19 protein-coding genes are annotated in these 23,885 nt (G+C 60.4%); 10 read left to right on the top strand and 9 right to left on the bottom strand.

All coding sequences use genetic code 11. From position 1 onward, the window contains the following. Nucleotides 1-216: 216 nt before the first annotated feature. The 3 genes from ACX3M4_RS02490 to ACX3M4_RS02480 form a co-directional block, all read right to left on the bottom strand. On the bottom strand, nucleotides 217-1,845 hold the full coding sequence (locus tag ACX3M4_RS02490) for a DHA2 family efflux MFS transporter permease subunit (protein WP_459359354.1): 1,629 nt from the start codon (nucleotides 1,843-1,845) through the stop codon (nucleotides 217-219). A gap of 132 nt (nucleotides 1,846-1,977) precedes the next feature. Then, a complete protein-coding gene (locus tag ACX3M4_RS02485; protein WP_459357018.1) occupies nucleotides 1,978-3,285 on the bottom strand; it encodes an HlyD family secretion protein in 1,308 nt (435 codons plus the stop codon). Nucleotides 3,286-3,632: 347 nt separating this feature from the next. Continuing rightward, a complete protein-coding gene (locus ACX3M4_RS02480; protein ID WP_459357017.1) occupies nucleotides 3,633-4,151 on the bottom strand; it encodes a peroxiredoxin in 519 nt (172 codons plus the stop codon). 385 nt (nucleotides 4,152-4,536) lie between these two features. On the opposite strand from ACX3M4_RS02480, the gene ACX3M4_RS02475 reads away from it, so the two are divergent. The 3 genes from ACX3M4_RS02475 (at nucleotide 4,537) to ACX3M4_RS02465 (ending at nucleotide 9,117) form a co-directional block, all read left to right on the top strand. Continuing rightward, entirely contained in the window at nucleotides 4,537-5,184 is a 648-nt protein-coding gene (locus ACX3M4_RS02475) for a TetR/AcrR family transcriptional regulator (protein ID WP_459357016.1), read from the top strand. A gap of 143 nt (nucleotides 5,185-5,327) precedes the next feature. Next, a complete protein-coding gene (locus ACX3M4_RS02470) occupies nucleotides 5,328-6,809 on the top strand; it encodes a protein adenylyltransferase SelO (RefSeq protein WP_459357015.1) in 1,482 nt (493 codons plus the stop codon). Between the two features lie 232 nt (nucleotides 6,810-7,041). Beyond that, nucleotides 7,042-9,117 carry a M13 family metallopeptidase gene (locus ACX3M4_RS02465; RefSeq protein WP_459357014.1) on the top strand — a complete coding sequence of 692 codons (2,076 nt, stop codon included), beginning with the start codon at nucleotides 7,042-7,044 and terminating at the stop codon, nucleotides 9,115-9,117. A 9-nt stretch (nucleotides 9,118-9,126) separates the two neighbouring features. On the opposite strand, the gene ACX3M4_RS02460 is transcribed toward ACX3M4_RS02465, so the two are convergent. Next, the gene (locus tag ACX3M4_RS02460) at nucleotides 9,127-9,714 is read right to left on the bottom strand and encodes a TetR/AcrR family transcriptional regulator (protein WP_459357013.1); all 588 of its coding nucleotides are present in this window, start codon (nucleotides 9,712-9,714) and stop codon (nucleotides 9,127-9,129) included. A 104-nt stretch (nucleotides 9,715-9,818) separates the two neighbouring features. Between ACX3M4_RS02460 and ACX3M4_RS02455 the strand changes: the two genes are divergently transcribed. The 3 genes from ACX3M4_RS02455 (at nucleotide 9,819) to ACX3M4_RS02445 (ending at nucleotide 14,332) form a co-directional block, all read left to right on the top strand. Next, nucleotides 9,819-10,517, top strand: a complete 699-nt coding sequence (locus tag ACX3M4_RS02455; RefSeq protein WP_459357012.1) for a PspA/IM30 family protein — start codon at nucleotides 9,819-9,821, stop codon at nucleotides 10,515-10,517. Between the two features lie 15 nt (nucleotides 10,518-10,532). After that, on the top strand, nucleotides 10,533-10,814 hold the full coding sequence (locus ACX3M4_RS02450; RefSeq protein WP_459357011.1) for a YiaA/YiaB family inner membrane protein: 282 nt from the start codon (nucleotides 10,533-10,535) through the stop codon (nucleotides 10,812-10,814). Nucleotides 10,815-10,912: 98 nt separating this feature from the next. After that, nucleotides 10,913-14,332: an acyl-[ACP]--phospholipid O-acyltransferase gene (locus ACX3M4_RS02445; protein WP_459357010.1), complete on the top strand. Its 3,420-nt coding sequence runs from the start codon at nucleotides 10,913-10,915 to the stop codon at nucleotides 14,330-14,332. An 88-nt stretch (nucleotides 14,333-14,420) separates the two neighbouring features. Here ACX3M4_RS02445 and ACX3M4_RS02440 read toward each other — a convergent pair whose 3' ends face one another. The 4 genes from ACX3M4_RS02440 to ACX3M4_RS02425 form a co-directional block, all read right to left on the bottom strand. Next, nucleotides 14,421-14,870, bottom strand: a complete 450-nt coding sequence (locus ACX3M4_RS02440; RefSeq protein WP_459357009.1) for an Lrp/AsnC family transcriptional regulator — start codon at nucleotides 14,868-14,870, stop codon at nucleotides 14,421-14,423. A 134-nt stretch (nucleotides 14,871-15,004) separates the two neighbouring features. Then, a complete protein-coding gene (locus ACX3M4_RS02435) occupies nucleotides 15,005-16,174 on the bottom strand; it encodes a M24 family metallopeptidase (RefSeq protein WP_459357008.1) in 1,170 nt (389 codons plus the stop codon). Then, on the bottom strand, nucleotides 16,164-17,360 hold the full coding sequence (locus tag ACX3M4_RS02430) for a diaminopropionate ammonia-lyase (RefSeq protein ID WP_459357007.1): 1,197 nt from the start codon (nucleotides 17,358-17,360) through the stop codon (nucleotides 16,164-16,166). The genes ACX3M4_RS02435 and ACX3M4_RS02430 overlap by 11 nt, the downstream gene beginning before the upstream one ends. Nucleotides 17,361-17,503: 143 nt before the next feature. Then, nucleotides 17,504-18,871, bottom strand: coding sequence for a pyridoxal phosphate-dependent decarboxylase family protein (locus ACX3M4_RS02425; RefSeq protein WP_459357006.1), 1,368 nt, complete (start codon nucleotides 18,869-18,871; stop codon nucleotides 17,504-17,506). A gap of 38 nt (nucleotides 18,872-18,909) precedes the next feature. Between ACX3M4_RS02425 and ACX3M4_RS02420 the strand changes: the two genes are divergently transcribed. The 4 genes from ACX3M4_RS02420 (at nucleotide 18,910) to ACX3M4_RS02405 (ending at nucleotide 22,892) form a co-directional block, all read left to right on the top strand. Continuing rightward, nucleotides 18,910-19,257, top strand: a complete 348-nt coding sequence (locus tag ACX3M4_RS02420) for an ArsR/SmtB family transcription factor (protein WP_459357005.1) — start codon at nucleotides 18,910-18,912, stop codon at nucleotides 19,255-19,257. A gap of 198 nt (nucleotides 19,258-19,455) precedes the next feature. Continuing rightward, nucleotides 19,456-20,889 carry a S1 family peptidase gene (locus tag ACX3M4_RS02415; RefSeq protein ID WP_459357004.1) on the top strand — a complete coding sequence of 478 codons (1,434 nt, stop codon included), beginning with the start codon at nucleotides 19,456-19,458 and terminating at the stop codon, nucleotides 20,887-20,889. Between the two features lie 22 nt (nucleotides 20,890-20,911). After that, nucleotides 20,912-22,369: a S1 family peptidase gene (locus ACX3M4_RS02410; protein WP_459357003.1), complete on the top strand. Its 1,458-nt coding sequence runs from the start codon at nucleotides 20,912-20,914 to the stop codon at nucleotides 22,367-22,369. A gap of 94 nt (nucleotides 22,370-22,463) precedes the next feature. Continuing rightward, complete coding sequence (locus tag ACX3M4_RS02405) at nucleotides 22,464-22,892, top strand: HIT family protein (RefSeq protein ID WP_459357002.1); 429 nt, start codon at nucleotides 22,464-22,466, stop codon at nucleotides 22,890-22,892. A gap of 65 nt (nucleotides 22,893-22,957) precedes the next feature. Here the strand turns inward: ACX3M4_RS02405 and ACX3M4_RS02400 are convergent, their stop codons facing one another. After that, nucleotides 22,958-23,608: a glutathione S-transferase family protein gene (locus tag ACX3M4_RS02400; protein ID WP_459357001.1), complete on the bottom strand. Its 651-nt coding sequence runs from the start codon at nucleotides 23,606-23,608 to the stop codon at nucleotides 22,958-22,960. Between the last annotated feature and the right edge of the window lie 277 nt (nucleotides 23,609-23,885).

Below are 23,885 nucleotides of genomic sequence, written 5' to 3'. Positions count from 1 at the left end.
ACCTCCAGCCGGTTTCGGCTGGAGGTTTAATGTTGATCGATTGATTGAAACGAGCTCCGCCGGGAGTTCGCCCAGGCCGGCTCACCCTGGCCACAGCGCGGCTCCCGGCACCCAACTAAAAAACCCGCCCATCGGAAACGATCGGGCGGGTTTTTGCTTGGAACACCCACTGATCAACCCTTATCCAGGAAACCTCAAGATTTTAGCCAACTTCCCTCAGTGACCGCCGCCGCCACCGGCGACCGCGGGTTTCGGCCGTTCGACAAAAACAAGTGCTGCGACGAGCGCCAGGAAGAGCCCGGTCAGGATCAGGAAGACGTCGGAGAACGACAGCAGGAAGGCTTCACGCGTCACGATCCCCGACAAGGTCTTGAGCGCCGCCGTCTCCGCGTTCTCGCCGAGCGCGGAAAAGGCGTGGGTCATGTTGGTGAGCGTCTCGTTGACGACAGGGCGCGACCAATTCACCGTTTCCGCCAGACGTTCGTAATGGAAGTCCTGTCGGTTGGTCAGGATCGTGTTGATCACGGCGAGGCCCACGGCGCCGCCAAGGTTTCGCGTTAGGTTGAAGAGCCCGGAGGCGTTCTTGATCATCTGCGGTGGCAGCATGCCGAGTGCGATGTTGTTGATCGGCACCATGCACAGCATCAGCGAGCAGCCGCGCAGGATCTGCGGCAAGAGCAATTCCCAGAAGTCCCAGTCATGGGTGATGCCGGTCACCATCCACGTGCCGATGGCGAACCCGGCAAAGCCGATCGCCATCATCGCACGCGGATCCAGCACCGACATGAGCCTCCCCGCGAGCGGCGCGGTCAGGAACATGGCAAGGCCGCTGACGAACATGGTCTCGCCGATCTGCAGAGAAGTGTAGCCGCGCACACCGCTTAGGTAGACCGGATAAAGATAGGTCAGCCCATAGAGGCCGACGCCCATGATGAAACTGAAGAGGCATCCCATGGCAAAGTTCTTGTCGGCAAAGGCCCTGAGATCGACGATGGGTTCGCGCGCGGTAAAGGCCCGCCAGAAAAAAGCCAGCGCCCCCAGCAGCGTTAAGGCAGAGAAGAAGACGATTTCCCCGCTCTGGAACCAATCCTCGCCCGAGCCTTCTTCCAGAACGAATTCCAGCGACCCCAGAAAGATTGCCATTGCGGCAAAGCCATACCAGTCGAAATGATCAAGCAGCGACAAGTCAGGCTCGTCGAAGTCGATCAGCAGCACGGCCGCGAGCGTCACCAGGATGCCGGGGACGACGTTGATAAGGAAGAGCCAGTGCCAGGAGCCGAAATCGGTGAGATAACCGCCTAGCGTCGGGCCGATGGTGGGCGCAAGCGTCGCCACAAGGCCGATCACCGGCGAAATGACATTGAATTTCTCGCGGGGAAAAATGAGGTAGGCGGTCGCAAAGACGGCCGGGATCATGCCTCCGCCGAGAAAGCCCTGCAGGGCCCGGTAGACGATCATCTCCTCGATGGTCGTGGCGGTCGCGCACATGAGGCTCATGAAGGTAAAACCGGCCGCTGAAATCGCGAACATCCAGCGGGTCGACAGCATGCGCGAGAGATAACCTGACAGCGGAATCATGATGACTTCGGCGATCAGATAGCTGGTCTGAACCCAGGGTATGTCGTCCTGGGACGCACCAAGCCCGGCCTGGATCTCCGACAAAGACGCCGATACGATCTGGATATCCAGGATCGCCATGAACATGCCGAACACCATGCAGAGGAAGGTGAACAACTTGCGTCCGTCAATGGAAGGGCTCTGTGCTGCCGCGCTCATGAGGCTATGCCTTGGTTCGCCCAGCGTCGCAGGGAATACTCCTGCGGATCGGACGGCCGACCGGTTCAGATATTTGGAGGCTGCACCTTCGCGACATGGCGATTGCAGCCGGAAAGGGGCGGTATCCGCAGGATGCGGATACCAGTCGTGTGCGGTTGGAGGCCGCGGGGAGATTGTGTCCGGCGCAATAAAGCGCCGGGATCAGTGAAGGACCGACAGGGTGACAAGGGGCTCGCCGCCACCGGTGCGGGTGTCGACCTCGACCACCACCGACATGCCGGCACGCAAGTGACCGCTGACGATTTCCTCTTCGGGCACCTTGATCTTCACCGGCACGCGCTGAACGACCTTGGTGAAGTTTCCGGTGGCGTTTTCCGCCGGCAGCAGGCTGAACACCGAGCCGGTCGCCGGTGCGATGCTTTCTACCGTGCCGCGGATCGGCTGGTCCGGATAGGCATCGACAAGGATCGCCACTTCCGCGCCCGGGCGAATGCCTTCAAGCTGGGTTTCCTTGAAATTGGCATCGATATGGGTGTCGGCGACGGGCACGATCGCGGCAACCCGGCTGCCCGGCTGCAGGAGCGAGCCGACCTGCGCTGCACGGTTACCGAGGATGCCGTCGACCGGTGCCCGGACAACCGTGAAGGCCAGATCCCTCTCTGCCTTTGACAGCGCCGTCCTGGCGGCTGCAACAGCCTGCTCGGCTTCCTTCCTCTGACCGTTCAGGACATCGATATTGGCCTTTGCCAGCGTCACGGCGGCGTTGGCATTCTCCAGATCCGCACGCGCGCCTTTGAGCGAGGCTTCGGCAGTATCGAGCGTCGCCTGGCTGGCAAACTTGTTGTCCGCCAGCTTCTTCTGGCGCTCGAAATTGGCAGCAGTTTCATCGGCCCGGGCTCTTGCGGCGTCGACGGAGGCTTCGGCCTGCAGGACGGACGCCTGCGCCGCGACGATCTGCGTGGCGATCCGGGCGACGGTCGCCTCGGCGCCGGCAATCGTGTCCTTTGCGGATTGTACGGCCAGGCGATAGTCACCATCGTCGATCTTGAGCAGAACATCTCCCGCCTTGACCCGCTGGTTGTCGCCCACCTCCACAGTGTCGACATAGCCGGATACCTTGGACAGGATCACGGTTATGTCGGAGGTCACATAGGCATCGTCCGTGCTGGCGATAAACCGTCCCTCGGTCCACCAGTGAAAGCCCTCGTAGCCGCCGAAGGCAAGGCCCGCGAGCAGGACAAGCCCAAGAACGCGCTTTGCCTTGCCTTTTCTCTTGGGTATCGGGGGAACTTCAGCGCTGCCGGTCCGGATCGCTGGTGTGTTGGTTCCTGTTTCGCCCCGGGTCTCAACCTTCCCTTCCCGCTCCTGCTTCAGAACGGCAGAGATCTCTTCACCTGCCTTGCCTGAGGCCGAACCGTTGTCCTGCGAATTGTCCTTGTCCGGGCGGGTGCCGGCCTGCATCCCGCCGCCGATTGCGCCGCCACCGGAGCGGCCGTCCCTGAGTGCCACGATCTTGTCCCTTGCCCTGATTGCCGAGCATCAATTTGTTGACTGAACGGTTCGGTCAATAAGTTTTTATATGTTCTTCCCCGGCGTTTCCGCAAGGGGGCAAAGGCAAATATTGCTGCGCAGCCTTTCTCGCGATACGTCAAGCGGACCGGACAAGGGCGCCGCTTACCGGAATTCGAGACTGCTGCCGGTCTCAGGCGGCTGGGTCAGATCCCATTTGAACGAAAAGACAGCAAAGAGGGAAAGGCGTTGCCTCCTCCTCTGCGGTTCACATTATAGTTTTGGGACAATCATTTGGACAAAGTCACGTGACCGCGGCGCACCGGTTATCCGCATTATCCGCCCGTTCAGTGGGCAGGCGTGCGAAGATAGGTCAGGACTTCAAAGGCATTGTCGGCAGGATCCTCGACTGGAAAGAACACCTGCCTTATCCTGCCTGCCTCGATGATCAGGGTGAGGCGTTTCAGCAGCGTCATGCCGCCAGCTTCAAAAGTCGGCAAGCCGAGCGCGGTGGAAAATTCCAGCGCCGCATCCGACAACACTTCAAACGGTAGTGCGAGGCGGGCCTTCATTTCGGCCTGATAGGCGGTCTCTTGCGTAGACAGGCCGAAAACATGCGTCGCCCCTGCTCTCAGGATCGCCTGATAATGGGCCGCAAATCCGCGGCATTGCGGTGTACAGCCGCGTGCACCGGGGATCTGGTCCCAACCCTCGATGGGTGCACTGTCCGGCGGGCTGGTTCGGGGATAGGCATAGACGACGGCAAGACCCGACAGCAGAGATAGATCTACAGCACTCCCGCCCGTTGAATGAAGCAGGATCGAGGGAATAAGCTGCTCATCAAGCCTGTTTTCCAATATATCCAATTCGTCTCCTGTCCTCTGTTATTGAATGTGTGTTGCAATGGTTCTGAGTTCCCAAGCCCCACGGGTCTCGTTATTTAACGTGCCTGTGACGGCGGCGAAATTTTTTCAGCGCAGAGAAAGATACAACGAGAAACCGGGAATAATTCTTTCAACTCAGCAGTCTAGGGTTTTTCATCACTTTGCCGGGACAGCGATTACCAACATCGGTTGTGGCTGTGGCCGATTGAACGGCCCGGACATTTCCCTAATGTTATGACGTCCTCGCAGCAGGCGGAGCGCATTTGAAGCCCTGCGGATATCAGGAGCGGACCACGGGCGTTGTCGTCCGTTTGACAGCAACAGGCCGACACCCTACTGAGAGAAGTCAGTTAATCCGAGAAAAGCGATGACCGTCGATATTCAGGACAAGCCGGCAACCGCCGAAGACACCGAAAACAAGACTGATAATGCCAAGCGGCGGCAGATCCTGACCGGCGCGCGCAGGGTGTTCCGGGCCAGGGGTTTCGACGGCACCAGCATGGAAGTCATCGCCAAGGAGGCAGGCGTTTCCAAGGGAACGCTCTACGTCTATTTCGCCAGCAAGGAAGCTCTCTTCGAAGCCCTCATCCTGGAAGAGCGGTACGGCCAGGCCGAACTCATGCAGGAGGTTCTTGTCAGCCGCGCCGACGTTGAAACGGATCTGCGCCGCATCGGCCGCAACTATCTGGAAAAGATGGCCAAGCCGGAGAAACTGTCGACGCTGCGGATGGTGATCGGTGCCGCCGAGAAATTTCCCCAGTTCGGCGAACTTCTTTACGAGGCTGGTCCCTGCCGCGGACGCCGAGACATGGGCGCCTTCATCCAGGAACGGGTCAACCGGGGCGAACTGAAACCCTGCGACGTCGAGCTTGCCGCCGGACAGTTCTTCGACCTTTGTGTTGCCGGTATTCTCCGCCGCATGCTGCTCAATGCCGGCCCGCCGCCGGACGAAGCCGAGACCGAGGCCAATATCGACGCCGCAGTGAAGGTGTTCCTGGCAGCTTACGGCGTCTGACCAGCCAGTAAGACCGCATTATTTCCGGACAAACTATTTCCTTCAATCCGCTGCACTCCGGAACCGGCTTGGTGCGTTCTGGCGGCAGCTCAGGAAAGGCCTATATTCACCTTCAAGGCAGCACCGCAAGAGATAAAGCTTTCATGACCGCCAGACCTCCACTCTTCCAGTTCGACAATTCCTATGCCCGGGACCTGCCCGGCTTTTACGTCGCCTGGGAAGGGGCGAAGGTTCCCTCACCTGCTCTTGTCCTCTTCAACCGGGCTCTGGCCGGGGAACTCGGCCTCGATGCGAACCAGCTAGAGACGCCGGAAGGTGCGGAGATCTTCGCCGGTATCCGTCAGCCGGACGGTGCCTCCCCGCTGGCACAAGTCTATGCGGGACATCAGTTCGGCGGCTTCTCGCCGCAGCTTGGCGATGGCCGGGCGCTGCTCATCGGCGAAATCATCGACCGGCAGGGCCGCCGCCGGGACATCCAGTTGAAAGGCTCCGGCCCGACGCCCTTCTCGCGTGGTGGCGACGGCAAGGCGGTCGTCGGCCCGGTGCTGCGCGAATTCATCATCGGTGAAGCCATGCACGCGCTCGGCATCCCGACAACCCGGGCACTGGCTGCCGTCACCACCGGCGAGACGATCTACCGGGACGGACCGAAACCGGGTGCGGTGCTGACCCGCGTCGCCGCAAGTCATCTGCGCGTCGGCACGTTCCAGTATTTCGCCGCACGCGGAGATACGGAGAAAGTCCGCCAGCTCGCCGACTACGCAATTGCCCGTCACTATCCGGATCTGACAGACGCTGACGGCCGCTATCTGAAGCTCTTTGCCAAGGTTGTCGATCGCCAGGCCGCCCTTGTCTCAAGGTGGGTGCTTGCGGGTTTCGTTCATGGCGTCATGAACACGGACAACACCACCATTTCCGGCGAGACCATCGATTATGGCCCCTGTGCCTTCATTGATGCCTACGACCCGGCAGCGGTTTTCTCTTCCATCGATCACGGCGGCCGCTACGCCTTCGGGCGGCAGCCGGTGATCATCCAGTGGAACCTCGCCCGTCTTGCAGAAACCCTGCTCCCCCTGATCGACCCGGAAGATCTCGAAAAGGCCGTAGAGCTGGCGAGCGACGTTCTTGGCAGGTTTCCAGACCTCTACCGCAGCGCCTGGCTCGGCGGCATGCGCCAAAAACTGGGACTGAGTTCGGGAGCCGAAGACGATCAGACCCTGTTTGAGGATCTACTTTCCCTCATGCAAGCCCAGCGCGCCGACTATACCCTGGTGTTCCGGCGCCTTGGCGAGGCAGCCGCAGGCGACCCGTCCGCGTTGCGCAATCTTTTTGTCGATCCGACGCAACTCGACCCATGGCTGAAGCGTTGGTTTGCGCGGCTCCAGGATGTTGGTGTTTCAGGCGAAGAAACCAAAGCGGCGATGAACCGGGTCAACCCGATCTATATCCCGCGCAATCACAAGGTCGAAGAAGCTCTGTCAGCGGCAGAAGCCGGCGACTACGGCCCGGCAAAGGCCTTGCTGGAGGTGCTGAGCAATCCGTTCGAGGAAAAGCAAGGCAAGGAAGCCTATGGCGAAGGCCCGCCGGAAGACTTCGGTCCTTACCAGACGTTTTGCGGGACCTGATCAACAATCGAATTCGCGCGGTCGGTCGTCCTCATCCAGCATCACGGTTCAGCGGCTTAACTCAAGTCCAGGCGTGTGCACGTTTTTCATTGCCCAGCGCAACCTCCGCGCTATTCTTTCCTTAGGGAATACACGTAGATATCGGGTGGAGAACACCCCCACTTCGAAGCACATCCAAGCCGGTTTGTCGGTGGCTGCGGCCACACTGGGATTTGATGCGAGGAGCTGTGTCATGAAATTCGTTTTTTCCGTTCTTGCTGGCACAGCCGCTGCCTCTCTGCTCATATCTGGCACCGCCCTCTCTCAGGAAATCACCCTCTCCCCGCTGACAGCCGACGATCTCCTGTTTTCCGTCGACAACATGGACCGGACCGTCGCCCCGGGCGAAGACTTCTACCGCTATGCCTCCGGCAATTGGCTCGACCGGGTGGAACGGCCGGTCGACAAGGCGCGGTGGGGTGTTTTTCCGATCATCGCGGAACGTCTGATAAAGCAGCTCGCGGCCGTTGCAGCGAAAGCCGGAAATGAATCAGCAGATGCTCCAAAGGGCAGTCCGACCCAGCTCGTTGGCGACTTCTACAAGGCCTACATGAATGTCGAGGCCATTGATGCAGCAAGGATAGATCCTGTGCGCGGGCAATTGCAGAAGATTGCCGAAATTGAAACGCTTGACGACCTGACCCGGTTCATTGCCGAGCAGGCTGTCGTTTCCGGCCCGGGTCTCTTTGCCATTTTTGCCCCCAGCACCGATCCCGCGGACAGCAACCGTTACGCCATGTTCTCGGCCGGATCGGATTTTGCAGTCGATGAACACCACCTCGAACTTCTGCGCAACAAGGAAGGTGATCCGCGTGTTCCGGCTTATCGCACCTATGTTGAGGAGGTCATGAAAATCGCGGGCTACCCGGAAGCCGAAGCCGCCCGGATTGCAGATCTGACGTTGAAGATCGAAATCGACCTCTATTCCGGCATCCTGACGCCGGAGGAAGGCAACGATCCGCGCAACAGGTATTCGGTCAAGTCCTTCAAGGACGCGCAGGCGGAGATCCCGGAAATGGATCTCGACCTCTACTTCTCAACGATCGGCTTTCAGAAGCCCGATGCGCTCTACATGTTCGAACCGAGGGCATTGCCGGTCATCAACAGGGTGCTGAAGGAAACCCCGCTCGAAGACCTCAAGGACTATGCGGCCTTCAGGGTGATCGACAATTACAAGCCGTTCCTGACGTCAAAGTTCGAGGAGCCGTCCAACGATCTGGAACGGGCGCTGATCGGCGCCCACACGGACCGGCCTCGAGAAGACCACATGTACGACCTGCTCAAGGAAAATCTCGGCCATCCGGCGAGCCAGCTCTATGTCGACGCTTTCTATCCAGATGAGACCAAATCAGAAGTCCTCGACATGGTGAAGCGTATCCATGCTGTCTTCCGCTCCCGCGTCGAGACACGGGACTGGCTGTCGGACGAAACGCGGGCCGAAGCGCTCAAGAAGGTCGACAATTTCTATTACCGGGTTGGCTATCCGGACAATTGGGTAGACTACTCTTCTGTCGAGATCGGGCCCGACCCCGTCGCCAACATGATGAACCTTGGCGCCTTCTCCATCAATCGTCTGACCGAAAAGGTGAAACATCCCGTCGAACATGAGGAATTCAACACCCAGTCCACATTGCCGATCGTCATCAATGCTGCCTACTCCCCCTCCATCAACGGCTTCGAGATCAACGCGGCAATCACGCAGGCGCCGGCATACCGACACGACATGGACGCCCCCCTTCGTTTCTGCCGGATTGGAGCTGTCATCGGCCATGAGATGACCCACGGCTTTGACAGTGGCGGACGGCGCTACGATGCCGACGGAAATTTCCGCGACTGGTGGACCGAAAGCGACGCGAAGGCATTCGACGCGGAAGCCCAAAAACTGATCGATCAGGCAAACGCGTTCGAAGTGCTGCCGGGACTTAACGCCAATGGTCTATTGAATGTGCGCGAGAACATGGCCGATGTCGGCGGTATCACCCTCGCCTATCAAGCGCTCATGGAATACCTCGACGAACATCCCGAGGAAAATGTCGAGATCGACGGCATGTCGCCGGCAGAGCGCTGCTTTGTCGGTTGGGCCCAGTTCTGGACCACGAAAAGCTCCGACCAGTTCCTGCGCATGCTGGTCGCCGGCGACGGCCATCCGCCTGATTTTTATCGTGCCGTGGCCGCCTTGCAGCATGTCGACGCCTTTTACGAGACCTTCGGCATCAAGGAAGGCGACCCGATGTGGCTACCGCCGGAAAAACGTGTACGGGCCTGGTAGTGGCCTTTCCTAACCTGCAAGGCGCTCGACGAGGAAATCCATTTCCCGGACGAGCGTCTCTCCCGACAGTCCGATGAAACGCTCTTCCAGGCTGATCGTGACGAGACCGTGCACCGCGGCAAAACAAGTCCGCGTCCGCACGGCAAGCGTTTCTTCGGTGAGGCTTGGGTCCAATTCCCTTAGCGGCGCGGCGATGAAGCCGAGCAGCGCAATGTTTTCCTGAAGGTGCCACTCCGGCACCGGCTTGCCTTCCGGCATTCGGTGGCTGAAGAGCATCGTCCAGAGATTGCGGTTGGTTCGCGCAAAGTCCAGATAGGCCTGAGCCAGAACCTTGAGCCGGTCAAGCGGCTGGTCTGTCCCCTGCTCGGCCGCCCGCATGACATCCTTGACGCGGCCAAGCGTCACGGAATTGACCGCAATCAGCAGTGCGTCCTGATCGGCGAAATGCTTGTAGACCGAGCCGACCGAATAGCCCGCATCGGCGGCGATCTTCCTTATATTGACCGCCTCCATGCCCCCAGCCTCTACCGTGGATATCGCAGCTTCCAGGACCCTGCGCTGGGTCTCTTCGCTCTTCGTCTTCTGAATGCCGGCCATGCAGGCTCCCTATAAAAGTGAACTGAGTTCATTTTTTTCTTGACCTAACGCGAATGGTGTGGCTTTGTCAAATAGTGAACACTGTTCACTTTTAGGGAGGCGCAATGTTTGAGCCATTCATCAATCAACTGAAAGCGCTGTTTCTTGTCAGTGCCGGGGAGAACCAGGACCGTCAATCGCTGGCCCTCTTCTCCCTCAATCTGCGCACGGCAGCTTCATCCGTCCGATCTGCCCAGGTAGCTCTCGCCCGTGCCAAGGCGGAGCAGCTACAAGACCGCAAGCGGTTGTCGCAGATCGACCTGTCCCTTGAAGACCTGGAAAACCGCGCGAGGAACGCTCTCCTGAAGGGCCTTGAGCCGCTTGCACGGGAAGCCGCGGAAGCTATCGCGCTGCTTGAAGACGAGAAAGCCGCCCTTCAGACGGCAATCAAGTCCTTTGAGCGTGACCTCGCCAGCCTGACGGAGACGCTGCATCGGGCCCAGAGCCGGCTTCGCGCCCTCAAGCGCGGGGAGCGTACGGTGGAAGTGCGCGACCGGATACAGATGGCCCAGTCCCTCGGATCGGATAACGGCCAGTCCGCTCTTTCCCAGGCGGAGGAACAACTGGAAGGGATCTTGCGGCGTCAGGAACGCGACCAGCTGGCGGAACGGGAATTCAACGCTCTTTCCGCAGCTGACAAACCGGAAGCCCTCATCGAGAAACTCGGCGAAGCCGGATGCGGTGCACCGGTGCGGACCAGGGCGGACGATGTGCTCGCCCGCCTGAAATCAGACCTTCCCCTTCTATTGGAACAAAGCAGCTAACCCGAGGATCGAACAATGCAGGAACCGGTAATCAAACATTCCAACAACTGGACCATCTTCACCGTCGGCAGCTTCGCTGTCGCCGCCATCATGATGGCGCTCGGCATCTGGAACCTGGAAGCCAGCTTCTCCGCCAAGGGCTTCTACGCCATGTCCGCGATCATGCTGGTGCATACGGCCGTGACTTTGACAAAGACCCTGCGCGACCGCGAAGAGGCGATGAAGTTCCACAACCGTCTGGAAGACGCCAAAACCGAGAAGCTGCTGATGGACATCAACAAGCCCGAACACGCCTGACCTGATCCCCAACCGGGCGGCAAGATCACTCTACCGCCCGGATGCCCTGCTCGACCGCAACGGGGAATGCCTGACCGGTTTCCCCGAGGGAGGACCCCATGCGCATGTCCCTGATGAGAGCGAGGCGCTTTGCGCCGCTGTTCTGGACCCAGTTTCTGTCCGCCTTCAACGACAATTTCCTGAAAAACGCTCTGGTTTTCCTGGTGCTCTTCCAGGTCAGTGCCCTTGATGCCATAACCGGCGGGTCAGGCGCATTGATCGCGCTGGCCGGAGCAATCTTCATCGCGCCCTTCCTGTTGCTCTCTGCCCTTGGCGGTGAGCTTGCAGACAAATACGACAAGGCGTGGCTGGCCCGGATCACGAAGCTGGTGGAAGTCGGCGGCGCTGCGCTTGCTGTCACCGGCATGGCGCTGTCTTCCCTCCCTGTGCTCTTTACGGCACTCTTCGTCTTCGGTGCGATGTCGGCGCTCTTCAGCCCGGTGAAATACGGCCTGTTGCCGGATCACCTCGAGGCAGCGGCCCTGCCCCGTGCCAATGCCTGGATCGAAGCAGGGACGTTTCTTGCGATCCTTGGCGGCACCATTTCCTCCGGACTGCTGTTTGCGAGCGCCTCCTCCGCGTTGCTGTTCGCCCCGGCGATGATGGCGCTCGCTGTGGCGTGCTACGCCTCCAGCCGTTTCATCCCTGCTGCTCCCGCCGCCGATCCCGGTCTGAAGATCGACTGGAACATCGTTACCTCTACGTGGCGGGCCATCGCGGATCTCGCCTCCGACCGCCGCCTTTTCCGGGCGGCTTTGATGAATGCCTGGTTCTGGCTCATCGGAGCCATGGTACTGGCGATCCTGCCGCTGATGGTGACGACATTTCTGGGCGGCGGTGAAGTTGCCGTCACCTATTTCCTGGCCGTCTTCGCCGTTTTCATCGGCATCGGGTCGGCTCTTGCCGCCTGGCTCCTGGCGGGCCGCGTCGTCCTGTTGCCGGCTCCCGTCGGCGCCCTGTTTCTGGCCCTCTTCTGCCTGGACACGGCGCTGACCCTTGCCGGCCTGCCCACAGCCGTTCCGGCAGACGGCCTGAGGGAGTTTCTCCGTCAGCAAGGCGTCCTGCGTCTCAGCATCGACATGGCCGGTCTTGCCATATCCGGCGCCTTGCTTGTCGTGCCGACCTTCACCGCCCTGCAAACATGGGCGAAGCCGGCAGTCCGCGCCCGCAGGATCGCTGCCTCCAACGCAATCGGCGCTGCCCTGATGACGGCCGGCGGCCTGGCGCTTGCGGCTGCCCAGAAACTGGGTGTCTCTCTCCCCGCAATCCTGCTGGTGCTTGCCGGCTTGAACCTGATTGCCGCAATAGCCATGCTGAAAGCGTTGCCGACCAACCCGCTGCGCGACGCAATCTCCATTCTCTACCGGGCTGTCTTCCGTCTTGAGGTCACCGGACTCGAGAATCTGGAAAAGGCCGGCGGGAACCCGATCCTGGCCCTCAACCACGTGAGTTTCCTTGATGCGGGCCTTGCCCTGACGCTCACCGACCGCACGCCGTCCTTTGCGATCGACTATGAGATTGCCAGGCGCTGGTGGGTAAAGCCCTTCCTGCGGCTTGCAAATGCCCTGCCGATCGATCCCAAGCGCCCGATGGCGACCCGTGCCCTGATCAAGGTCGTCAACTCGGGTGAACCGATGGTGATCTTCCCGGAAGGCCGGCTGACCGTCACCGGCAGCCTGATGAAGGTCTATGACGGCGCCGCGATGGTGGCTGACAAGACCGGCGCCATGATCGTGCCGATCCGGATCGACGGCCTGGAAAAGACGCCGTTCTCCTATCTGAAGCCGGACCAGATCCGCAAACGCCTGTTTCCGAAGGTGAAGGTGACGATCATGGAACCGAAACGCCTCACCCTGCCCGAGACCCTGAAGGGCCGCCAGCGTCGTACAGCCGCCGGTGCAGAGCTCTACGGCATCATGTCGGACCTGATGTTCAAGACCAGCCTTGCGGGCAACGACACGATTGTCGACCGGGTCATTGCCACCACAAAGGAACGCGGGTTTGGCAGCCTCGCCGTCGAGGATCCGGTCACCGGAAAGCTGACCTATGGCCGCATGCTGACCGGGATATCTGTTCTGGGCAGGAAGATCGCCGGTCAGACAAAGGGCGAAGACGCGGTCGGCATCATGCTGCCCAACGCGAACGGAGCCGCCGTCACCGTTCTGGCGGCGCTCTCCGCCGGCAAGGTGCCCGCCATGATCAACTTCACGGCCGGCGCGGAAAATGTCCTGTCCGCCTGCCGGACGGCGGACGTACGCACCGTGCTCTCTTCTCGGGCCTTCGTCCAACAGGCCCGGCTGGAGCCGCTGGCGGCGAAACTGGAAGAAAAGGTCCGGGTCATCTGGCTGGAAGATGTGAAGGCGGAGATCGGCTTTGCCGACAAGATCCTTGGTCTCCTGACCCGTAGCCGTCCTATTGCCCGGCGCAGTGCGGACGATACCGCGGTGATCCTCTTCACCTCAGGCTCCGAAGGGACACCAAAGGGGGTGGTTCTGACCCACAGGAACATCCTGGCAAACGCCACCCAGGCTGCGGCGCGGATCGATTTCACGCCGTCCGACAAGGTCTTCAACGTTCTGCCTATGTTCCATTCCTTCGGTCTGACGGCAGGCACAATCCTGCCGCTGATCTCCGGCGTGCCGGTCTACCTCTATCCTTCGCCGCTGCACTACCGGATCGTCCCGGAGCTGATCTATGCCTCCAACGCCACGATCCTCTTCGGTACGGACACGTTCCTGAACGGTTATGCGCGGGTTGCCCACGCCTATGACTCCCGCTCCCTGCGCTATTGCTTTGCCGGTGCAGAACCCGTCAAGCCGTCGACGCGGCAGGTCTATCAGGATCGCTTCGGCCTGCGCGTACTGGAAGGCTACGGCGTCACTGAAACCGCGCCGGTGATCGCGTTGAACACGCCGATGTTCAACCGCGCCGGAACCGTCGGCAAGTTGATGCCGGGCATGACCGCGCGGCTGGAACCCGTCCCCGGCGTGGAGGAAGGCGGCCGCCTGCATGTTGCCGGTCCGAATGTGATGGTCGGCTACCTGAAGGCCGACAATCCCGGCGTGGTCGAACCGCTGGTCGATGGCTGGCACGACACAGGAGACATCGTCGACATCGACGCGGATGGCTTCATCACCATCAAGGGTCGCGCCAAGCGCTTTGCCAAGATCGGTGGCGAGATGGTGTCGCTGGCAGCGGTCGAGGCCCTCGCCGGGCAGATCTGGCCTCTGCATCTTTCGGCTGTTGCTGCGATCAAGGACGACCGCAAGGGCGAGAAGCTGGTGCTGGTCACGGAAAATCCGGCTGCCGACCGTTCTTCCTTCATCGCCGAGGCCAAAGCCCGCGGCGCCCAGGACCTGATGATCCCGGCGGAAATCCGGATCGTCGACAAGGTTCCCGTGCTTGGCAGCGGCAAACTGGATTTTGCCGGGGTCGCCAGACTGGTGAACGGCGAGACGGACCACCAGCAAGCTGCATGAGAAAAAGCAACCGGCCGCATCAACACCTTTGGATGAAGCGGCCGGTTCCAATCGAACCATTCCGGCATCGGGGCTTAAGGTTCCGGTGTCACAGAATATCGAGAGACACCTTGACCCGGTCCATCACGATGGACGTTGTGAACCGGCTGACATTGCTTTCACCGAAGAAATATTCCTCCGTGAATTCCTCGTATTCCTTGATGTCCTTCACCACGAGAATAAGGATGAAATCCGCTTCGCCTGTCGCGTAATAGCATTGCTGGACCGCAGGCGACTGGCGCATGCGTTTCTTGAAGGCATCCAGTTGCTGCCGGCTTTCCCGCTCCAGCATCACCTGCACGATGACGGTCATTTCCCGGCCAAGTTTTTCCGGCGCCAGAACAGCGATCTCCTTCTCGATCACCTTCGTTTCGCGCAATTTCTTGAGACGCTTCTGGATGGCCGGGGGCGACAGGCCGATGTCTTCGGCCAGCGCATCGGCCGTCAGCCGGGCATTGGCCTGCATACGTTTCAGGATTTCCAGATCGATATCGTCCATGTCCGGATAAGATCACAAATTGAGGCCCACGCAACGACTCGCCGGCTTTTCCCACCGAACTGCAGGGACATGCTCGACAGGTGCAGCCATGCTCACATTCCGGGATCGAATGTTATTTTGCTGGTGTCTTTCAGTCAGATAATTGGCAACTCGACAGGTGCCCGGACAGTCAGCAGTTCAGCGCCCGAAGCCCGAATGACGATGTTCTCCTCGTGCACCATCATCAGGCCGTTGCCGTAACTCAACGACGGCTCCAGGGTCAGCACCATATTTTCGGTGATCACGGTCTCATCGAAAGCCGCGAGGGACGGCCATTCGGTGAGTTGCATGCCCAGGCCATGACCGAGGCGGCCGACATCGCCGCCTGAAGTGTCAAGCTCCCCGATCACCCGGCCCATGGCAAGAAACAGTTCCCGGCACGTCGCTCCGGGTCGCGCGGTTTCGATGCCGGCTTCCGTCGCCCTCCAGAGCACATTATAGGCCCGGCGTGCTGCCTCGCCGGCTTTGCCGACCACCCAGTTGCGATCGAAGTCACAGAAATAGCCGTCCCAGACCGCTCCTGTGTCCAGCATCAGTATGTCGCCGGTTTTCAACGGAGCGCGCGTCGGCGGTGAGATCACATCCGCATATCCGCCTAAGTCTGCAGCGCCGACAAGGTACGGAATGTCGTCGGCACCAAGCGAAAGCGCTTCCAGACGAAACGCGCGGAACACTTCTTCAAGCGGTTGTCCCTCGGAAACAATTTCCGGCACACGGTTGAAGGTGGCCGATCCGATCGCGCAGATATGTTTCAGCTTTTTGAGCTCCGCCCCGGATTTGACCATGCGAAGGGATTTCACCATGCCTGTGGCGTCGGCGATCTGCAGGCCGGGCAGAGCGCCTAGCAGCCGCTCCCAGTCGCCGAGAGGCATGCGCAGTGACGTTTCGTGACCCTTGAGGACGCCGAGATGCGCCCGCTCCCCTGCAAGCGGCGACAAGAGGTCCGTCAGCAGGCTGATCCCGTCATCATCGGGCGCCGGCGCACTCCAGGTCCGAATGTCGTCGAGCCAGGTCCGGCGCATCAGGGCAGCGCCAATTTCCGGAATGACTGCAACCGGTTTGCCGCTCGCCGGCACGAACAGGAACCACGGCCGGGTCGAACTTTGCCAGAACAGTGTCTGAAAGCCGCTGAAATAGCGGACTTCCGCCTCGCTCATCAAGAGCAGTCCGGAAAGTCCCGCAGACGCCATCAGCGCCTGCGCCCGGCTTGTCCTGGCTTCATACTCCGATGCCGGAAAACCGCGTTCCGGAGCCTCAGGCAGCATCGCGCCCCTCCATGATGCTGTCGAAGATTGCCTGGTCGGTGATCCCTTCGGACCCGATGAGAAGCACACGTGACTTGTTATCAAGTCGAAGCCTGGCGGAAAGGTCCGCGTCTTGCCGTGCCGCAATCAGGGCGGCAAGACCGGCAACAGCGCTTTCCCCCGCCTCGATTACAGGATCGCCGCCGATCGGGCGCGCCAGAAGGCGCACGACAGGGGCAACGAGAGCATCGGGAACGGTCAGATAGTCGGAGGCTTCCTCGGCGAGAATCTCCCAGGCAAGTTCCGACGGTTCGCCGCAGGACAGGCCCGCCATGATCGTTTCCGCCTCGATGGCGACCGTCGTCGCCCTGCCGGTCTTCGCGCTTTCGAAAAGACAGGCCGCCTGTTCAGGCTCGACGATGATCACACGTGGACTGTTTTCACCCCAGACCTGACGCAGCCCTGCCGCGACCGCAGCGGCAAGCCCGCCGACACCCCCTTGCAGGAAGACATGTGTCGGCGGCGCATCCATGTCCCCGCAGATTTCACGGGTCATGACGCCGTAGCCCGACATGACGTCCCGGGCAGGCTCGGTATAACCCGGCCAGGAGGTGTCGGAAACAACGAACCAGCCATTCTCGGCCGCTTCCTGTTTCGTGATCGCCAGAGAGGCGTCGTAGTCGCCTTCGATCCGGACGACGTCGGCCCCCAGCGCACGCATTGCCTCCGCCCGGCCTTCGCTGACTTCCGCATGGATGTAGATCCGGCAACCAGCCCCGAACCGCTTGCATCCCCAGGCGAGTGAGCGCCCGTGATTGCCGTCCGTTGCCGAGACAAGCGTGATGCGGGCGCATTCGTTCGCGAACCTTCCGGTGCGAATGTCCTCCAGCGAAACGATCTGCCCGGTTCTGCGAGCGACTTCCCCCTGCAACAGGCGCTGCGCGGCATAGGCCCCGCCCAGGGCCTTGAAACTGCCAAGCCCGAAGCGAGGGCCTTCGTGTTTGTAGAAGAGCCCGTCAATGCCGATCCTCGCGGCGAGACCATCCAGGGCATGGAGAGGCGTTTTGGCGTAGCCTTCCCAGCGCATGATCTCGTCGCAAGCGTCGTCGAAAGCTTGCCGCGTCAGGACACGAAGGGCGGCGTCGCCATCCTGGCGATTGGCCGCATGGACATGTCCAAGAGACGCTGCCGGAATCAAGTCGCTCATCGGGCTTCCTTTCGCTAAGACGGATCGTCTCAAACCTTGTCTTTGCAAAGCATAGGAAACCTCTCCGGCGGCAGGCATCAAAAATTCCCAAATTTGGTCCGATTTTCATCGCCGGATTTAGGAGCCGCGATCTTTTTCCGCCTTCAGGCAGGCTGCAGCACTTCCGCCTTTGCCTTCGCTATGGCACCAATCAGCCTGTCCACATCCGCTTCCGTGGTCGACCAGTTCGAGACGCTGATCCGGAACCCCTTGCGCCCCTGCCAGGTAGCCTGTCCGAACCAGGCTTCTCCGGATGCCTGAACATGGGCCGCAATCAAGGCACAGGCGTCCTCCGCCTCCGGGAACGTCACGAAGACCTGATTGAAATGCACCTCATGCGGCACCTCGAAGCCGAGCGCCCTCAGTTCCCGCGCAATCCGGACCGCGTGGGTATGGAAACGGACGACCAGATCCGAGACCCCGTCCCGGCCGAGCGACAACAGCGCCGCCCAGGTCTCTGCGCCCCGTGCCGAGCGGCTGAATTCCGGCGACCTTTGGGCCGGGTTGCTGTCCGCGCTCGGCAGATAGCCCGCGCCGATCGCCATGGAGGCCTGCATCTCCTGCGGATGGCGGCAAAGCGCAAGCCCGGCATCGTAAGGGGTGTTGAGGGTCTTGTGACTGTCAACGACCCAGCTGTCCGCCTTCTCCAGTCCGTTCAAGGCGGCATTCAGCGGATCCACCGCCCGTGCCCAGAGGCCGAAAGCGCCGTCGACATGCAGCCACGCGCCTGCCGAACGGCAAAGATCACCGATGGCGTCGAAACGGTCGAAGGCACCCGTGCAGACATTTCCGGCCTGAGCGAGCACGAGCGTACGCTCATCGAGCGACGGGATCTTGTCGAGATGCATCCGTCCCTGATCGTCGACGGGCACCCACTCGATGTCGTCGGTGGAAAGCCCCGCCATGCGCACGGACTTCAGAACCGTCGCGTGGATCTCCGCGCTTGCAACGATCCTGATTTTCGGAGCCCCCAGAAGACCCGCGCCGCGGTTATGGCCCTGCCGCGCAAGCAGCGCGTCGCGTGCGGTGACCAGCAGCGTCATATTCGCCATGGTAGCGCCCGTGGTGAAGGCGCCGTCCGTTCCCTCGGGCAGTCCCAGCAACTCGACCGCCCATCGGATTGCCGTTTCCTCCATGCGGACCACGGAGGGTCCGGTCAAAGCATCGGCGACCTGGTCCCAGGCCGACAGCAGAGCCCGTGCGGCCGAGGCTGCCGGCAAGGCACCGCCGAGCACATATCCGAAATAGCGTCCCCCAGCCGAGCCGACAGTCCCCTCGCCGCCGACGGTTTCCATGAGGTCCAGGATTGCCTCCACTTCCAGGCCCGCCCTGGGCAATTCGAGAGCCAGCAGGCCGAGCCTGTCGGTTCTGGCGTTCACCTGCCGAGCGGGCAAGGTCTTGAGGTAGCGGGCACCCCGCGTCGCTCCGTCGGAAAAAGCATCCGCCTGTACATGGAGAGAAGAATTCTGCATAGTCGCCTCACGAGCCATATCGAGGAGTTTCTATATAGATGAATATCAATATAGATGTGAAGTCAAGCGCGTCGGCGATGTCCGCGCTCGCAAGTCCCGTCCGCCTGCAGATCCTCCTGTGGCTGCTCGATCCGCGTCCCCACTTTCCGCCGCAGCGCGACGGCGATCTTGTCGCGGACGGGGTGTGTGTCGGCTTCATCACGGACAAGGTCGGGCTCAGCCAGCCGACCGTCAGTTCCCACATGAAAAAGCTTGCCGAAGCCGGCCTGGTCACGGGCAAAAGGATCGGCAACTGGATGTTTTACAAGCCGGACCGGCTGCGACTGTCAGGTCTCGGACTGGCTCTCGCAAAGGCTTCCGAGGCGGATCCTGGTGAGCAACGCTGAGTTTCCGTTCACTTGTGAACGAAGCCCGGCAACTTGCACTGATGAAGGTATCAAACGTGAAAACCGGCAGACTGCCTGGCAAGACGCTGACAAGCTCATTCGCCTCTGGCGCGCATGCCACAATTCGATTGCGACTTGTGATTTAAATGCTCCATAGTGAGCGCGCCATGTAGGCCGATTTGCTCAATGGATTCCTGGATGCGTTCGTTTCTGTTTTCGGTTGTGTTGTTCTTTGTTGCCGCCGGAAACGCGCTCTCCATGGATTTCAACGATCCGGACGCCCCCTTCAACCCATCTTCGCTGACGCGTCAGGAAATCAGGTTCCTGCAGATGGGCCTTGCCGTCAAACGGCACTATATCGCCACACTAGACGGGCTGTGGGGACCGACCAGCAGAAAAGCCCTGCAAAAGTTCATCAATCAGGACCTGGAAGCGGATCATGCTCCGACGAACGCGGACGTGATGCTGCTGATCGTCTCGACGGTCGTCGAGTTCAGGCAACTGGGCTGGGCGAAAACGACCTTTTCCAGCGTTGATTTGGACCTGTTGACGCCAAAACTGGATCTTGTCGAAGGCAGCGAAACCGAGGCAGGAGCCAAAGCTCGAATGGGCGACATGCTGGTTCAGTCAATCGTCCAATCCTATACCGAGATGCAGGAAGCTCATTTCTATGACGATGTCGATGTTGGCGTCATTTTCAGCCGCAGGAAAGAACGACTATGGGCCAGCGTTCTGGACGTCGAGGACACGGTTTTCCTGGTCTATTCCCAAAAGAGAGGCACGAGATGGAACACGATTGCCATACAAGCGACACGGGAAGATTCGGGCAGAATGTACGTGATCTTTTCCGGTCTTTTTCGAGACACTACCCTCACCATTTCTCCGTCTGAACGGTTCGACAGACTGACAGATGTGTTTTTGCAGGAGTTCGATAGAACCCAACCGGACATCGGCGAAACGGCTCGTCCGGGTGAGGACGACGGAAGCGGCACAGCTCCGGCAAGGGAGAAAGATAAAGACGGCCCGCGCGGCACGGGAACCGGCTTCGCGGTGACTGCCGACGGCTATCTTCTGACCAATGCCCATGTTGTCGAAGGATGCCGGGGGCTGAAGGCTCGCGGGCAACAGGCATTCATCGTCGACAGCGACGAGAATTTCGACCTGGCTCTGATCCACAGTCCCGACCTGAAACCGGCCGGAATTGCCGTTTTCGCTGACACACCCGCAGCATTGAACTCCGACATCACGACCGCCGGCTATCCACTGACCGGCTTGCTCGGCGGGCTGAACATCACGCGCGGCACGGTCGCCTCACGCAAGGGTCTCGGCGGCAGCGGCATCAACATGCAAATCACGGCCCCGCTGCAACCGGGCAATTCGGGTGGACCGGCAGTGAACGCCTCGGGCCTGGTGGTCGGCGTCGTCGTTTCCAAGCTGAATGCTGCGGTGGTCGCCGAGGCAATTGGCGACATTCCTCAGAACGTCAACTTTGCCGTTCGAGGCACCATCGCTCAGCTGTTTCTCCACCAGAACGGCATCACGCCGCAAAAGGCCGAGCGCGGCGAGCCCCTTGCTCCGGAAGAGATCGCCTCCCGCCTCAGCGACTACACCTTTCTGATCTCGTGTTTCTAGGTTCAGCAGTCAGGACGAAGAATTGCCGAATTCCAATCTCCATTTCAGCTTGCTGCGCCGCTGGCTCTGCTGTGCCCTCTTCTGCCTTGTCGGGTTCGTACCGGCGGCGAACGCGGCTGATTCGCTTGAACTGAACGCTCCCTTCGACGCCGACATGCTGACGGTTTCGGAGAGAACATTCCTTCAGGCAGGCCTTGTGCTGTTCGCGGATTATGATGGCAAGCTGGATGGTGTCTGGAGCAAAGAAAGCCATGAGGCCTTCGACCGGTATTTCGGGAATTTCAACATGGCCGGCCCCATTCTCAACTGGGTGGCAATCTATCTGGCATTCGACACGGATACCGAATTCCGCTCCCGGCGTTGGGCAACCCATCATCTGGACCTGTTCAAGATCTCGGTTCTGATCCCGTTCGCAAACCTCGATTTCTCAAAGAGCAAGAATTCCTTCACCGACAAGGATTCCTCGCTGGTCTACGCAATATCAAAAGGCAGCAAGCAGGAGATGAAGAGACATCACTCCAAGGATGCCAAGAACAACACCGGCATTGAAAGACTGAGGGAAGAGGACCTTTGGATTACACAAGCCTCTTTCAGGGAACGGCTGGTCTACCTTCATTCCCATCGCATGGATGATGGCCGCTGGTCGTCGATCGGCATCTACGCCGCCCCCGAAGATGCGCTTGCCTTCGCCTTGGTAACGGCGAGCATCACGCGCGGATACAGGGAACCGGTCGCTATGTCGGACCGGCTCAACAAGGCTGTCGACAGAATGGTGCTCAAGCTGGACCGCATTTCCCGCGCCCAGGAAACCGCCGAGACAGACACGCAAAATGCCACAGCCATGCCGGCAAGCGAAAACACCAGGTCAATCGCCTCCGGTTTTGCCGTTTCCACGCAAGGCGGCGTTCTCACCAGCATGCACGCGCTTGAAGGTTGCAGCGATGTCTCTGTCGCCGGTCATCGGGCGACGATTGCGGCAACTGACCCGGATTTCGATCTGCTCCTTCTGACCGTCCCGGGTATTGCTGTCGATACCGCCGCAAGCTTTGCCTCGGCGACTGCCGCGCTCAACTCGGATATCACCCTTGGCGGCTTTCCCCTTTCCGGTCTCCTTGGCGGTTTCAACGTTACCCGCGGCGCGGTGACATCTCTCAAGGGTTTGGCTGGAACGGGCGTGACGGTGCAGATATCCGCTCCGGTGCAGCCCGGCATGGAGGGAGGACCCGTTGTCAACAACAACGGTGAAATCGTCGGGGTCATCGCCGAAAAGCTCGACGCCAAACGCATTTCCGAGATCGCCGGCGACCTGCCCCAGAATGTGAATTTCGCCGTAAGCGGTGAAATTGCGCAGCTCTTTCTCTTTCAGAACGGCGTTACACCTGTCCGCGCAAAGGACACGCCGCTGATGGATCCGGAACGAATGGCGGATTTCATCAACGGCTTCGCCTTTCCGATCGCTTGCATGAGAGACGGAAACTGATACCAACAGAACCACGCCACAACTTCGACCGGCAGGCTCCCTGACAAGGGCTTCGGATTGCCGCCGGGCTCTGCATAAACGAGGAAGACCGATCATGACCACGTCCGCCTATGACGACCAGAACGTCTTCGCCAGGATCCTGCGCGGCGAGCTGCCATGCCACCGGGTCCATGAGGACGACAAGACTCTGGTGATCATGGACATCATGCCGCGTGGCGACGGCCACATCCTTGTCATTCCGAAGGCCCCTTCCCGCAACATCCTCGACATTGCCGAGGCCGATCTCAACGCGGTGATGGCAACGGTGCAGAAGATGGCGCGCACGGTGATCAAGGCCTTCGATGCCGACGGCACCACGATCCAGCAGTTTTCCGAACCTGCCGGCGGCCAGGTGGTGTTTCACACCCATGTCCATGTCATACCGCGCTTCGAAGGCGTGTCGCTGAAACCGCATACGGGCACGATGGCGGACAACGACCTTCTGGCCGCGCAGGCGGAGAAGATCCGGGCAGCACTGGCCTGATCACGGGCCACTGCTGCCCGCTGGAGAAGGCGGGAAAGTTCATCCTTAACGGCTGACGGGCCGGCTCACGCAATCCCGGCCTGGATGGCGGCGTCTTCCTGCTCCTTGATCATGTTCTGGTCTTCCTGCAGGACCTTCACCACGGAAGGCCGCTCGCCGAACCGGGCGGCATATTCCTTGAATTCGTCCAGCTCCGGCACGATGCCGAACATCATGCCCCAGCGCAGTCCCATTCCCCAGAGTACATCAACGGCTGTCATGCGCTCACCGAGCACATAGGGCCCTTTGGCAAGCTGGGCGCGCATATTTTCCATCACCGTGTCGAAGGAGCCATAGGGCGACATGGAAATCGGCGGCTCCTCACGCTTGAGGGCACGGTCGACAAGCGCCGGCTCGAAGCACGATGCCATATGAACGAACCAGCGCAGATACGGCCCGCGGCGCGGATCGTCGAGCGCCGGCGTCAGGCCCTTTTCCGGAAAAAGATCGGCGAGATAAATGTAGACGGCGACCTGCTCGGTGATCACCGCATTGCCGACGCGCAGTGCCGGCACCTTGCCGGACGGATTGACAGAGAGATAGTGAGGTTGCCGGTTTTCGCCGAGCCTCAGGTTGAGGACATTCAGCTTGTAGGGTGCGCCCAGTTCCTCAAGGAGCACGCGCACACCGGATGCCCGGGTTTGCGGGGCATAAAAAAGTTCAACCTGATCCGCCATTGTCTCCTCCCAGAGTTCGGGGTTACAGACCCCGCCTCCTTCAAGCTAGCGCATCGCAACAGGAGCTTCCACTGGAACGAAGTGTCTTCCCAGGCACTTCGTGGAAAGCGCCTCCGGTCGCGCCTGGCCCCATCCTTCGACATCACGAAAAGTCACGCCGGCGTTGCCCGGACCTCACGCTCAATAACGCTTTTGTCAGGCGTGACGGCGATCACGCATCCGATGCGGCTCTGCGGGTAAACCGGACGCAGCAGAAGGAGTTGCGATCATGTTTCAC

The sequence above is a fragment of the Roseibium sp. M-1 genome, assembly GCF_054515675.1.
This window is presented reverse-complemented; position numbering and strand designations above follow the sequence as displayed.

Coding starts and splice junctions, on each gene's coding strand:
- ACX3M4_RS02475 (WP_459357016.1), top strand. CDS start 4,537: ATGACCGTCGATATTCAGGACAAGCCGGCAACCGCCGAAGACACCGAA.
- ACX3M4_RS02470 (WP_459357015.1), top strand. CDS start 5,328: ATGACCGCCAGACCTCCACTCTTCCAGTTCGACAATTCCTATGCCCGG.
- ACX3M4_RS02465 (WP_459357014.1), top strand. CDS start 7,042: ATGAAATTCGTTTTTTCCGTTCTTGCTGGCACAGCCGCTGCCTCTCTG.
- ACX3M4_RS02460 (WP_459357013.1), bottom strand. CDS start 9,714: ATGGCCGGCATTCAGAAGACGAAGAGCGAAGAGACCCAGCGCAGGGTC.
- ACX3M4_RS02455 (WP_459357012.1), top strand. CDS start 9,819: ATGTTTGAGCCATTCATCAATCAACTGAAAGCGCTGTTTCTTGTCAGT.
- ACX3M4_RS02450 (WP_459357011.1), top strand. CDS start 10,533: ATGCAGGAACCGGTAATCAAACATTCCAACAACTGGACCATCTTCACC.
- ACX3M4_RS02445 (WP_459357010.1), top strand. CDS start 10,913: ATGCGCATGTCCCTGATGAGAGCGAGGCGCTTTGCGCCGCTGTTCTGG.
- ACX3M4_RS02440 (WP_459357009.1), bottom strand. CDS start 14,870: ATGGACGATATCGATCTGGAAATCCTGAAACGTATGCAGGCCAATGCC.
- ACX3M4_RS02435 (WP_459357008.1), bottom strand. CDS start 16,174: ATGCTGCCTGAGGCTCCGGAACGCGGTTTTCCGGCATCGGAGTATGAA.
- ACX3M4_RS02430 (WP_459357007.1), bottom strand. CDS start 17,360: ATGAGCGACTTGATTCCGGCAGCGTCTCTTGGACATGTCCATGCGGCC.
- ACX3M4_RS02425 (WP_459357006.1), bottom strand. CDS start 18,871: ATGCAGAATTCTTCTCTCCATGTACAGGCGGATGCTTTTTCCGACGGA.
- ACX3M4_RS02420 (WP_459357005.1), top strand. CDS start 18,910: ATGAATATCAATATAGATGTGAAGTCAAGCGCGTCGGCGATGTCCGCG.
- ACX3M4_RS02415 (WP_459357004.1), top strand. CDS start 19,456: ATGCGTTCGTTTCTGTTTTCGGTTGTGTTGTTCTTTGTTGCCGCCGGA.
- ACX3M4_RS02405 (WP_459357002.1), top strand. CDS start 22,464: ATGACCACGTCCGCCTATGACGACCAGAACGTCTTCGCCAGGATCCTG.
- ACX3M4_RS02400 (WP_459357001.1), bottom strand. CDS start 23,608: ATGGCGGATCAGGTTGAACTTTTTTATGCCCCGCAAACCCGGGCATCC.